The sequence below is a fragment of the Arthrobacter sp. Bi26 genome (assembly GCF_918697925.1).
Taxonomy (GTDB): Bacteria; Actinomycetota; Actinomycetes; order Actinomycetales; family Micrococcaceae; genus Arthrobacter.
This window is the reverse complement of the sequence record NZ_CAKKMF010000017.1, coordinates 56,764-68,593: the sequence shown is the minus strand read 5'-3', so window position 1 is coordinate 68,593 and position 11,830 is coordinate 56,764. Positions and strand designations below refer to the sequence as shown.

Annotated in this window: 11 protein-coding genes; 5 read left to right on the top strand and 6 right to left on the bottom strand. The window is 67.7% G+C overall.

Annotated elements, in window-relative coordinates:
• The first annotated feature begins 20 nt into the window (after positions 1-20).
• From LQV16_RS06765 to LQV16_RS06755, 3 genes are all read left to right on the top strand, one after another.
• On the top strand, positions 21-1,394 hold the full coding sequence (locus tag LQV16_RS06765; RefSeq protein WP_229993140.1) for an MFS transporter: 1,374 nt from the start codon (positions 21-23) through the stop codon (positions 1,392-1,394).
• A 156-nt stretch (positions 1,395-1,550) separates the two neighbouring features.
• On the top strand, positions 1,551-3,281 hold the full coding sequence (locus tag LQV16_RS06760; RefSeq protein WP_229993139.1) for a CocE/NonD family hydrolase: 1,731 nt from the start codon (positions 1,551-1,553) through the stop codon (positions 3,279-3,281).
• On the top strand, positions 3,278-3,760 hold the full coding sequence (locus tag LQV16_RS06755; RefSeq protein WP_229993138.1) for a DUF3237 domain-containing protein: 483 nt from the start codon (positions 3,278-3,280) through the stop codon (positions 3,758-3,760). Before LQV16_RS06760 ends, LQV16_RS06755 begins: the two co-directional genes overlap by 4 nt.
• A 106-nt stretch (positions 3,761-3,866) precedes the next feature.
• Here LQV16_RS06755 and LQV16_RS06750 read toward each other — a convergent pair whose 3' ends face one another.
• From LQV16_RS06750 to LQV16_RS06725, 6 genes are all read right to left on the bottom strand, one after another.
• Positions 3,867-5,447, bottom strand: a complete 1,581-nt coding sequence (locus tag LQV16_RS06750) for a long-chain fatty acid--CoA ligase (RefSeq protein WP_229993137.1) — start codon at positions 5,445-5,447, stop codon at positions 3,867-3,869.
• 41 nt (positions 5,448-5,488) lie between these two features.
• Entirely contained in the window at positions 5,489-6,889 is a 1,401-nt protein-coding gene (locus LQV16_RS06745) for an MFS transporter (RefSeq protein WP_229993136.1), read from the bottom strand.
• A 58-nt stretch (positions 6,890-6,947) separates the two neighbouring features.
• Positions 6,948-7,403, bottom strand: a complete 456-nt coding sequence (locus tag LQV16_RS06740; protein WP_018774069.1) for a MaoC family dehydratase — start codon at positions 7,401-7,403, stop codon at positions 6,948-6,950.
• Positions 7,404-7,477: 74 nt separating this feature from the next.
• Positions 7,478-8,710, bottom strand: coding sequence for an acyl-CoA dehydrogenase family protein (locus tag LQV16_RS06735; protein ID WP_229993135.1), 1,233 nt, complete (start codon positions 8,708-8,710; stop codon positions 7,478-7,480).
• Between the two features lie 7 nt (positions 8,711-8,717).
• The gene (locus LQV16_RS06730) at positions 8,718-9,611 is read right to left on the bottom strand and encodes an amidohydrolase family protein (protein WP_229993134.1); all 894 of its coding nucleotides are present in this window, start codon (positions 9,609-9,611) and stop codon (positions 8,718-8,720) included.
• 1 nt (position 9,612) lies between these two features.
• Entirely contained in the window at positions 9,613-10,584 is a 972-nt protein-coding gene (locus LQV16_RS06725) for an SDR family NAD(P)-dependent oxidoreductase (RefSeq protein WP_229993133.1), read from the bottom strand.
• 124 nt (positions 10,585-10,708) lie between these two features.
• Here LQV16_RS06725 and LQV16_RS06720 point away from each other — a divergent pair, with 124 nt between their 5' ends.
• Both LQV16_RS06720 and LQV16_RS06715 read left to right on the top strand, forming a co-directional pair.
• Positions 10,709-11,188, top strand: coding sequence for a MarR family transcriptional regulator (locus LQV16_RS06720; protein WP_229993132.1), 480 nt, complete (start codon positions 10,709-10,711; stop codon positions 11,186-11,188).
• A 50-nt stretch (positions 11,189-11,238) separates the two neighbouring features.
• Entirely contained in the window at positions 11,239-11,784 is a 546-nt protein-coding gene (locus LQV16_RS06715) for an NUDIX domain-containing protein (protein ID WP_229993131.1), read from the top strand.
• Positions 11,785-11,830: the final 46 nt, after the last annotated feature.

The following is an 11,830-nucleotide window of genomic DNA, read 5'->3' as shown; positions in this document are numbered from 1 at the left end:
GCCCACCTAGGAGATCCGCAATGACCGCTGGTCCCATCGTTCCGCCGACGCCGTTGACGCCGCCCGCGGACCAGGCCCGCCCCGTTTCCCCCGAGGGAACCAAACATGCCCGCCGCGCCGCCACCGCCAGCTTCATCGGCAGCACCCTGGAGTACTACGACTTCTTCATCTACGGTTCGGCGTCCGCCCTGATCTTCAACAAGATCTTTTTCCCCGGCATCGATCCCGCCCTCGGCACTATCCTGTCCATGGCCACCATCGGCATCGGCTACGTCATCCGCCCTCTCGCGGCCAGCGTCATCGGCCACTATGGCGACCGCCTCGGACGCCGTCAGATGCTGGTCCTGACGCTCGTGGTCATGGGCGTGGCCACCTTCCTCATCGGCTGCCTGCCGCCGGCATCCGCCATCGGTGCGGCCGCCCCGGTCCTCCTGGTCGTCCTGCGCGCACTTCAGGGTGCCTCCGCCGCCGGCGAATCCGTCGGCGCCGTCACCATGACCATGGAACATGCCCCCAGCAACAAGCGGGCCTTCTACAGCAGCTGGGTCAACACCGGCGCCGTCGCCGGGATCATGCTCGCCTCTTTGGCTTTCCTGGCAGTGTCCCTGCTCCCGCAGGAGGACCTGCTCAGCTGGGGATGGCGGCTGCCGTTCCTCGCCAGCATCCTGGTGGTCGCCGTCGGCCTCTGGATCCGCCTCCGGTTGCCCGAATCCGAGGTGTTCGAAGCCACGAAGGAAGCGGAAACCGAGAAGGAACTGCCCATCAAGGTGGTCCTCCGCGATCACTGGCGCACCATCGTCAAAGTCATCTTCTTTGGGCTCTGGAGCGTGGTGTCGTCGGTCTTCGCGGCCTTCGGGCTGGCCTACGCGACCGGAAAATTCGGAATCCCGTCCGCTGTCATGCTCGGGGTCACCATCGCCACGGCCGCCCTGGGCATCATCGCCCAGCCCTATGCCGGCATCCTGGCCGACCGGATCGGCCGCAAGCCGGTCTTCATCACCGGCAACATCATTTGCGCCGTGGCCGCCTTCGCCTACTTCTGGTCCATCAGCACCGCGTCCATACCGCTGATCTTCGCCAGCGGGATCCTCTTTATGACCGTCGGCTACGGGATGGTCAACCCGCTGGGCCCGGCCATGACGGCCGAAATGTTCCCGACGAAGATCCGCTACTCCGGTGCCGCCACGGCCTCGCAGCTGGGCCTCGTTGTCACCGGCTTCGCGCCGGCCATCGCCGCGGCCATTGTCCAACCCGGCCCCACCGGGTGGATTCCCGTGGCCGCCTTCACCGCGGCCTGCTGCCTTGCTTCGGCAGCCGTGACCGCCATCTGGGTCAAGGAAACCTACAACGTCCCCACCGAGGCGCTGGGTACCAGGGAATCCGCGAACGCCTAGATCCTGATTCCCGGACAGTGCGGAGGGGGCGGCCGGGCAGCATCTGGCCGCTCCCCTCCGCACTTCCCGAACAACCCACAGCCCTCGAACACACCACAGTCCCTGACCAAAGCAGTGAGGAACCCTTCCGTGACACCGCGCCCCGCGCTAAAACCCGTGCTAATTGAACAAGACGTCGAAACCCGGATGCCGGATGGCACCATCCTGCGATCCACGGTGTACCGCCCGGCGGACGGGGAACCGTGCCCGGTGCTGCTGACCAGGACGCCCTACGGACGCGACCTCTCCGTCAACTCCGCCTACTTCAACCCCGCAACCGTCGCGGCCGCGGGCTACGTGGTCATCATGCAGGACTGCCGCGGGCGCTTCGGTTCCGACGGGGTCTTCGACCCGTCCGCCAATGAAGCGTCCGACGGCGCCGCAACTGTCGAGTGGGCTGCACTGCTGCCGTACTCCAACGGTGCCGTGGGGATGTGGGGCCGGTCCTACTTCGCGGAGACACAGTGGCGGGCAGCGTCCCTGGCTCCAAACGGCCTCGCGGCCCTCTCGCTCGGAATCTCCGCCGGGGCCAACGCGAACAACGGCTCCCTGTACCGCGGCGGCGCCTACGAGCTCGGCAGCCGGTTCAGCTGGGGCCACGCCTCTATCTCAGCCAACGAACTCCTCCGCGAATATGCGGGCGACCCGGAACTGCTGGGCAAGGAATTCCAGGCGTGGCTGGATCTGGACCGCTCATTTTCCGACGGCAGCGCCTTCGACACCCTGCCGCTGCGGGAACTCTCGGCACAGCTTGGCACATTCATGAACCGCCATGTCCTTCCTTCGGCCGGAGAATCGCCGGGCAACAGTTTCACGCGCCTGTGGGACGAAGCATCCATCAAGCCGGTGTCACTGCCTACACTGCACATCGGCGGCTGGTTCGACATCTTCTGCCCCAGCACCCTCTCCCAGTACGCGATGCAGCTCGAGCACAGCCGAACGGGGGCTGCACCTGCGCCCCGGCTTGTCGTGGGCCCGTGGGCCCACACGATCTTCTCCGGCAGCTACCCCGAGGTGAGCTTCGGACTGAGCGCGGCCGGGGGGATGATGAACGGCCTGGGGGATCTTTCCGGGCTCCAGACGGCCTGGTTCGACGCCGTGCTCAAGGACGAACCCGAGCGGCTTCACAACGTCCCGGCTGTGCTGCTCTACTTCATGGGCGAAAACCAGTGGCGCGGCTTTGATGAGTTGCCTTCGCCCCGCAGCCACCGCTCCTGGTTCTTCGGCGCGGACGGGTCGCTGCAGGACACTCCGGGATCCGGCGGCTCCGTCGAATACGACTACGACCCCCTGGACCCGGTCCCCACCGCGGGCGGCGCCACCATGATCCACGGGGTCTTTCCCGCGGGCCCAGCCATGCAGCACGCCGTGGAGTCCCGCGCCGACGTCCTCACCTTTACCTCAGAGGCGTTCGAGGAGCCGGTCACCCTGTTCGGCGAGGTCAGCGCCACGTTCTTTGCGTCTTCCACCGCCGTGGACACGGACTTCGTGGTGCGGCTCTGCCGGGTCGCTCCGGACGGCACATCCCTGGGCTTTGCCGACGGCATTGTCCGCGCCTCCTGGCGGGAAAGCCACGCCGGGACAGGGCTGTACCAGCCGGGCCACGCGCCGTCGCTGATCGAACCCGGCCGGCCGTATGAATACACCGTAAATCTCTGGCAGACGGCCTACACCTTTGCCCCCGGCGAGCGGCTCCGCGTCCAGGTCACGTCCAGCTGCCACCCGCGCTGGGACCGCAACCTCAACACCGGCAAGCTGGCCTATGACTCCACCGACGCGGTGGTGGCCACGCAGAGCGTACTGTTCGGTGCTAACAACCCCAGCCGGCTGACGGCTGGAATCCTGTGAGCGCGCCATCGCCTGAAGCCCCAGAAGCCCCGGGGCTGACCTTCCTCGCGGAACTCTCGGTCACCGTCGGCGAGCCGATCGACGTCGGGCCAACGCCGGAGGGCCACCGGCGCGTCATCCCGATCACGGGCGGAACGGTCAGCGGGCCGGCCCTGAACGGGCGGGTCCTCCCGGGCGGCGCGGACTACCAGCTCCTCCGGAGCGCCACGCTGACGGAGCTGGACGCCCGGTACGTCCTGGAAACCGACGACGGCCACCGGATCTTCGTGCATAATTCAGCGCTGCGCCACGGAAGCGCCGGGGACATCGAACTGCTGAACTCCGGCGCCGCCGTCGATCCATCAAAGATCTACTTCCGCTGCTGGCCGCGGCTCACCAGCGCCTCCCCGGCCCTGGAATGGCTGAATACGCGCCTCATGCTAGGGACGGGCGAACGGCAGCCCGGGCGGGTGGTCATCAGGATCTTCACGGTCGATTAACGGCCGCCCGCCTCCCCGACACACGGAAAGGCCGGGGGCTGCGTTACGCAGCCCCCGGCCCTTCCTTGTGCTTCGCCCACTCGCGCCGGGGGCGTCCCTGCCCCCGTCAGACGTGCCCGGGCGTCAGCTTCCTCAGGTCTGCCTTCCGGATCTTGCCGCTGGCCGTCCGGGGCATCTCGTCCACGAAGACCACGGACTTGGGGATCTTGTACCGCGCCAGCCGGCCCTCCAGGTGGGAGCGCAGCTGCTCCTCGGTGAGCCGGGCCCCGTCCCGCAGCAGCACCACGGCCCGCGGCACCTCGCCCCATTTCTCGTCCGGCACGCCGATCACCGCGACACTGCCGACGGCGTCGAGCTCGGCGATCGCCTGCTCCACCTCGGCCGGGTAGATGTTCTCGCCGCCGGAAATGATCATGTCCTTGAGCCGGTCGGAGATGAACACGAAGCCGTCCGGGTCCTTGTAGCCCATGTCACCGGATTTGAACCAGCCGTCCGCGGTGTAGGAATCCGCCGAGGCCTCGGGCCGGTTCCAGTACTGGTGGATAACGTTGGGACCCTTGATCTGGATCTCCCCTACGGTTCCGGGTGCGGCGGGGCCCGCCTCCGGGTCCAGGGGATCGGCCACCCGGACATCGGTGAAGAAATGCGGCAGGCCCGAGGACCCGGCTTTGTCCCTGGACCGGGACGCCGGCAGTGTGGTGGCGCCCGGGGCCGTCTCGGTCATGCCGTAGCCGTTGGAGAAGCGCAGTCCGCGCCGCTCGTAGGCTTCCAGGACCCGCATCGGCACGGCGGACCCTCCGCACGTCAGTTTGTTCAACGAACTGAGGTCCGTGGCGTCCCAGTCGGGATGTTCACACAGCATCTGGTACGTGGTGGGCACCCCACTGATGGTCGTTGCGCGGTGCCGCTCGATCAGCTCCAGCGTCCGGCGCGGATCGAACTTGGCCTCCAGGACCACCGTGCCGCCCTTCAGGAGGGTGGGCAGGACGCCCATGTCGAGGGAGGCGACGTGGAACATCGGGGAGATCATGAGGGCGACGTCGGTGGAGGAAAAGTCGAAATCGACCAGTACGTTGACGCAGTTCCACGTGATGTTGCCGTGCGTCAGGAGCGCGCCTTTGGGGTTTCCGGTGGTTCCGGAGGTGTAAAGGATCATGGCCGCGTCGTCCAGGCCCACGGGCTCGTCCGGCGGCAGCACCGCACCGGAGGCGATCACGGCCTCAAACGCCTCCACGGCGGTTCCGCCGGCCGTTCCCCCGACCACGGCTCCGCCGCCGTCGGGAACCGCGGGGTCCTCTACGACGATCCGCGAACCCACCGCGGTGTCCGCCGAGCCGCGTTCCGCGAGCACCGCGAGCGCCGCCGAGTGCACCAGCAGGACCGCGCCGCTGTCCCGGAGCTGGAACTGGATCTCGGGCGGCGCGAGCCGGGTGTTCAGCGGGACGAAGACCGCCCCGGCCAGGCCGGCGGCGAAGAGGGTCTCCAGGAAGGAGGGATCGTTTTCGCCCAGGTAGGCCACCCTGTCGCCCTTGGCCACGCCGCGGTCCCGGAGGGCGTTGGCGAGCCGGGTGGAACGATCCGCGAGCTGGGCGTAGCTGAGCTCCCTGTCCCCTGCGATGACGGCGCTCTTGGTGCCCGACTTCGGGCGGCGCCGTTGCAGCCACGAGCCGATGCCAAAATTCTCCACGGCAAGTCCTTTCTAGTTAGACGGTAGCGCCTGCGGGCCGGTCAGGACCCGACAGCCTGCAGATCGTTGTTCTTGGGCTCGCGCGTCAGCAGGATGAAGACGATTGACACGACGGACATGATGGCCAGATACCAGACCACGGAGGAGGTGTCCTGTCCGGAATCCTTGAAGATCTGCGCCACAATGCCCGGTGTAAATCCCGCGCCGAGGAGCGTGGCGAGCTGGTAGCCCAGCGAGGCGCCGGTGTAGCGCGAGGTGGTGCCGAACTGCTCGGACACGAAGGCCGCGAGCGGGCCGAACAGGGTGGAGTGGATCATGAGGCCGACTGCGAATGCCACGAAGATCAGCCCGATGTTGTTGGAGGACAGGAGCTGGAACATCGGCGTGAGGTAAAGGATGAAGAGCACCAGGCCGCCGATCATCACGGGCCGCCGTCCCAGCTTGTCGGAGAGCCGGCCGCCCATGATGACGAAGGCGATGGATACGAACGAAGCTGCCGCGAAGGCGTAGAGCACGCCCTGCCGGTCCGCGCCCTTGGACACGGCATAGGTCACGGAGAACGTGGCCAGCACCACCTGGAGCGCAAACCCGGCAGCGCCGGCCAGCATGGTGAAGATCAGGGTCTTGGGCCGGCGCAGGACCTGCAGGAGGGGAATCTCGCGGCGCACCGGCGCGCTGCCCTGCGCCCTCCGCTGCGGCTGGGCGTGGTCCTGATCGGCCTGCTCCCGCTCGGCTTTCTCTTGTTCGGCCTTCTCTTGCTCCAGTGCCGCCTTGAAGATGGGGCTTTCGGAGACCTTGAGCCGGACGAACATGCCGATGCCCAGGAGGACGAAGGACAGCAGGAACGGCACGCGCCAGCCCCAGGCCAGGAACTGCTCGTTGGGCAGGGCCGCGAAAGCGCCCATGACCAGGGTGCCCAGCACCGCACCGGTGGGGGCGCCGGCGTTGACGAACGAGGCCGCGAAGCCGCGCTTGCCCGATTCCGAATGCTCCAGCGCCATGAGGGCGGCACCGCCCCACTCCCCGCCCACGGCAATGCCCTGGCACACGCGGAGGAACACGAGCATCACGGCACCCCAGGCGCCGGCCACCGCGGCGCCTGGCACCAGCCCGATCAGGGTGGAGGCGATGCCCATGACCAGCATCGAGACGATCAGCATGTTCTTGCGTCCGAGCCTGTCGCCGAAGTGGCCGAAAATGATGCCGCCGAGGGGCCGCGCGACATAGCCGGCGGCGAAGGTCCCGTAGGCGGCCACCACGCCCACCCACTCGTCCGCGCCGGAGAAGAACACCTTGGGAAAGACCACGGCGGCGGCCGTGGCGTAGAGCAGGAAGTCGTAGTACTCGATGGTGCTGCCGAGATAGCTGGAGGCAATGACGGTCCGTGCTTCACGGCGACGCGTACCCGCGTCCATGGCCTGCAACTGCGAAATTTGGGACATCGTTGTTCCTTGTGGGCAGAGGGATGAGGCAGAGGGATGGTGAAGTGGCTGGGGCGGCTTACTTGTAGAAGCGGGCGAGGAACTCGGCCACGACGGCCGGGCGCTCCTGGCCTTCGATCTCGATCGTGTTGGCCACCTTGATCTGGGCGCCGCCCTTGACCTCGGTGACTTCTGCGATGGTGGCCCGCATGCGGATGCGTGAACCCACCTTGACCGGCGAGGTGAAGCGGACCTTGTCGAGGCCGTAGTTGACCTTGGTGGTGACGCCGTCGACGTCGAAAAGCTCGCCCCAGAACGGGATGATGAGCGAGAGCGTGAGGAAGCCGTGGGCGATCGGGGCGCCGAAGGGGCCGTCCTTGGCGCGTTCCGGGTCCACGTGGATCCACTGATCATCGCCCGTGGCGTCGGCGAACTTGTTGATCTGTTCCTGGGTGATTTCGCGGTAGTCGGTGACACCGAGGTCGGTGCCGGCGAGGGTGAGCAGTTTGTCGAAGTCGACGACGAGGTTGGGCATCTTTGGCTCCTGTGATGGTTGGGATGAGTCGAACGACGGCGGCGGGACGCGCCGTCGTCAGCGGGTGAAGGGCGTCAGCGGGTGAAGGCGCTTTCGCCGGTGAGGGCGCGGCCGACGATCAGGGCATTGATCTCGTGGGTGCCCTCGTAGGAATAGACGGCCTCGGCATCGGCATGGAACCGCGCGACGTCGGACGCGAGCGTGATGCCGTTGCCGCCCACCACTTCGCGGGCCAGGGCTACGGTTTCGCGCATCAGCAGGGAGGTCTGCATCTTGGCCAGGGCTGAGTCCTGGTCGCGGTAGATGCCCTTGGCCTGCTGTTCGGTCAGCCGGACCACGAGGGACAGCGACGAGGTCAGGTTTCCCAGCATCCGGGCGAGCTTCTCCTGGACGAGCTGGAAGGAGCCCAGCGGGCGGCCGAACTGCTGCCGCTGGGTGACATACTTCAGTGCCGCTTCGAAGGCCCCGGCCTGGATGCCGGTGGCGATCCACGCGACGTCCGAGCGCATGGCCCGCAGCATCGCGGCCACGTCCCGGAACGAGTTCACGTTGTGGAGCCGCCTGGCCTCGGGAACGCGGACGCCGTCGAGGGTGATGTGGGCGTTCTGCATCATCCGCAGCGCGGTCTTGCCGCGGATCTTCTCCAGGGTCACGCCGGCGGCCTCGCGGTCCACGAGGAAGGCCTTGACCTGCCCGTCGGCGACGTCCCGGGCGAAAACGGCCAGGACGTCGGCCGTTGCCGCGCCGCCGATCCAGCGCTTGGCGCCGTCCAGGACCCAGGTGTCGCCGTCCGGGCCGGGCTCCCTGCGGGCGGTGGTCGCGAGTCCCCCGGCGATGTCCGAGCCGGACTCCGGCTCGGTCAGCGAGAAGACGCCCTTGAGCGAGAAGTCGATGACCCTGGGCATCCACTCGGCCTGTTGTTCCGCGGAGGCGCCGACCCGGATGGCGGTCCGGAACAGCCCGGCCTGGGCCGTGTACCAGGTGGCCAGCGAGGCGTCCGTCCGGGCGAGTTCGAAGATCCGGAACCCCTGGTAGATTCCCCGGGCGGGTACCGGCTCTGCACCCGGAGCGCCGGTCAGTTCCGCCGGTTCCATGAGGTCCAGATCGGTCAGCGGCCGGGCCAGCTGGTCCGGGAACTCGCCGCGCTCCCAGTAGTCGGCCAGGAGCGGGCGGGCCTGGGTGTCCAGGAACTCCCGCAGCCGCCCCAGCACTTTCCGCTCCCCGTCCGTGAGGAGGGATTCGGCATCGTAGTAGTCGCACACGCTGTAGAGGCGCTCCTGCGCTGTCTTCTGGGGGGCGGTTTCCACGGACACCTCAGCCACCGAGCCCGAGCAGGCGGACAGCGTTGTCCTTGAGGATCTTGGGCCGAACCTCGTCCTTGAGCGGCAGGTCCGCGAAGGCGCCCAGCCATTTCTGCGGCGTGATGAGCGGGAAGTCGGTGCCAAAGAGGACCTTGTCCTGCAGGACCGAGTTGGCCATGCGGACCAGGGACTCGGGGAAGTACTTCGGAGACCAGCCGGAGAGGTCGATGAAAACGTTCGCCTTGTGCGTGGCGATCGAGTTGGCCTCGTCCTGCCACGGCACCGAGGGGTGGGCCATGATGATCTGCAGTTCCGGGAAGTCCGCGGCCACGGCGTCGAGCAGGAGCGGGTTGGAATAGGCCAGCTTGATGCCGTAGCCGCCGGGGAGACCGGCGCCCATGCCGTTCTGGCCGGTGTGGAAGATGGCCGGCAGGCCCAGCTCCTGGAGGGTTTCCCAGAGCGGGTAGAACTGCTCGCTGGAAGGGTCGAAGCCCTGCAGGCTCGGATGGAACTTGAAGCCGCGGGCGCCGAGGTCCACGGCCTGGTGCTTGGCGCCCTCGATGGCATCGGTGCCGGTCCGGGGGTCGACGCTGCCGAAGGGGATCAGGACGTCGTTGTTCCGGGCTGCGCCGGCGATGAGTTCGGGGATGCTGTTGGGCTCGTGCTTGAGCTGGGTCCGGGCGTCGACGGTGAAGACGACGGCGGCCATGTTCAGTTCGCGGTAGACCTCGGCAATCCGGTCCAGCGAGGGGCTGCGGTCCTCGGCCTTGAAGTACTTGGCGGAGGCCTCGGTCAGGGCCGCAGGAAGGGATTCGTGGCCGTGGCCGTCCACTTCGAGGTGGACGTGCATGTCGATCGCATCCAGGGCGGCGGCGTCGATGCCGAGTTCGTAGCGCTGCGCGGCCATCTCAGCGGACCTGTGCCGTTACTGCGGCCGGTGCCGCCTGCGAGGGTGCGGGCTGCGCCGGCTGCAGGTCCGCCGGCAGCGGCAGGAAGTCCTCGCCCACGCTTTGCAGCTTGTCCCCGAAGAGCGCGCCGAAGTTGTCCACGAGGTCCTGGTAGCCCCAGCCGCCCTCGCGGTACTCGGTGGCGGCGGCCTCGGGGTGGGTCCAGAGCTGCAGCCGGTCGCCGCCGGCGCCGATCGCCTGGCCGGTGACGCCTGCGGCAGCGTCGGAGGCGAGGAAGGCCACCAGCCCGGCAACGTCGTCGGCCGTACCAAAGCCGAGGTCGTGGCGGAAGAAGGCCGGCATCGCCTCGCCGCGCTCATCGGCCTCGACAGCCTTCTGGAAGTACGGGACGGTCTTGGTCATGGCCGTGGCGGCCACGGGAATGACGGCGTTGGCGGTGACGCCTGCCTTCTTCATTTCCAGGGCCCAGGTGCGCACCATGCCCACGATCCCGGCCTTCGCGGCGGCGTAGTTGGTCTGGCCGAAGTTGCCGCGCTGGCCGGTCGGGGAGCCGATGGTGATGATGCGGCCGGCAATGCCGTGCTCCTTGAAGTGGCCGAACGCCTCCCGGGCGCAGGTGAAGGTGCCGCGCAGGTGGACGTTGATCACGGCGTCGAAGTCCTCGTCGGTCATCTTCAGCAGGCTCTTGTCGCGCAGGATGCCGGCGTTGGTGACCAGGATGTCCAGCCGGCCGAACTCCGTGACGGCCGCCTGCACCAGCTGCTTGGCGACGTCGGAGCTGCCCACCGGGGCCACGACGGCGGCTGCGCGGCCGCCGTCGGACTGAATCGTCCGGACGGCATCGGCGGCGACGCCGGCGTCCACATCGTTGACGACGACGGCGGCGCCCTGGCGGGCCAGTTCCCGGGCGTAGGCTAGGCCGAGGCCCCGTCCGCTTCCGGTGACGATTGCTACTTTTCCTGACAGGCTCATTGCCGCTCCTTTGCTAGCTGCCTTGTGCATCCGGCCCCGCGGCATGGGATGCTGTTCTGTATCCATGAAAATATGGATAGTTGAAAAAGTCAACGATTTATTTTTTGGACTATTGGAGTTGGGCATGGCGACCGAAGTTGACGACAAGCCGGGCAGCGAGCCGGCGGAGAAGCTCATGGCGGCGACCATCAGCCAGGACGCGGGCTTCCTGCTGGCCAAGCTGCATGCCGGCGGGTCGGTCCTGAACAACCACGCACTGGCCGCGTTCGATCTCAAGGAGCGCTCGTATTCGGTGCTGGCCCTGGCCAACAGCGAGCTGGAACCAACCCAGCGAGAGATGGCCGAATTCCTCAGCCTGGACCCGAGCCAGATTGTCGCCCTGATCGATGAGCTGGAGCAGCGCGGGCTGGTGATCCGGGCGCCCGGGAAGCTGGACCGGCGCGCCAAGATCGTCTCCTCGACCCCGGAGGGGGCAGCGGTCTTCCGGCGGGCCGAGGCGGCGGCGCGGGACGCGGAATCCGCCGCCCTGGCCGGCCTCAGCGCCACGGAGATCGCCACACTCAAGGGGCTGCTCCGCAAGGCGCTGTGGGGGCCAGCGGCCTGATCGCGGGCCTGATTCCGGGCCGGGGGCATAGCCTTGGGGCAGGAGGAGCCATGACCGTTCGGAGCGCCGGCATTCTGCTGTACCGGCTAGGAAGTGCATCCCCGCCCAGCGGCGCGCCGCCCCACTCCGGCAGCGCTCAGCAGCTTGAGGTCTGGATAGCGCACATGGGCGGACCGTTCTGGGCCCGCAAGGAAGCTCAAGGCTGGTCCATCCCCAAGGGTGAGTACCCGGCCGACGAGGACCCGCTGACGGCTGCGCACCGCGAATTTGCGGAGGAAATCGGCACCCCGGCACCCGCTGCCGACTACCAACGGCTCGGCGACTTCCGCCAGCCCTCCGGCAAGATCATCACGGTCTTCACGGCCGAATCGGACTTTCAGCCGGAACGAATCGTGAGCAACACCTTCACGCTGGAGTGGCCGAGAGGATCCGGCACGATCAGCAGTTTCCCCGAAATCGACCGCGCCGAATGGACCGCCGAGCCCGAAGCCCGGTCCAGGCTGGTCAAGGGCCAGCTGCCGGTCCTCGACGCGCTGGTCCGGCACCTTGGGCTCGGCCCGGCAGCCCGCGATGCGCCCGCCGACGGGAGGGCGTGACAAAAATTGAATATCGGTTGACATTTGTTGTAATACTTCGCGGGGG

Excerpts from the sequence above, each read along its gene's own strand:
- LQV16_RS06715 (WP_229993131.1), top strand. The coding sequence starts at position 11,239 with ATGACCGTTCGGAGCGCCGGCATTCTGCTGTACCGGCTAGGAAGTGCA.
- LQV16_RS06725 (WP_229993133.1), bottom strand. The coding sequence starts at position 10,584 with ATGAGCCTGTCAGGAAAAGTAGCAATCGTCACCGGAAGCGGACGGGGC.
- LQV16_RS06740 (WP_018774069.1), bottom strand. The coding sequence starts at position 7,403 with ATGCCCAACCTCGTCGTCGACTTCGACAAACTGCTCACCCTCGCCGGC.
- LQV16_RS06720 (WP_229993132.1), top strand. The coding sequence starts at position 10,709 with ATGGCGACCGAAGTTGACGACAAGCCGGGCAGCGAGCCGGCGGAGAAG.
- LQV16_RS06765 (WP_229993140.1), top strand. The coding sequence starts at position 21 with ATGACCGCTGGTCCCATCGTTCCGCCGACGCCGTTGACGCCGCCCGCG.
- LQV16_RS06745 (WP_229993136.1), bottom strand. The coding sequence starts at position 6,889 with ATGTCCCAAATTTCGCAGTTGCAGGCCATGGACGCGGGTACGCGTCGC.
- LQV16_RS06730 (WP_229993134.1), bottom strand. The coding sequence starts at position 9,611 with ATGGCCGCGCAGCGCTACGAACTCGGCATCGACGCCGCCGCCCTGGAT.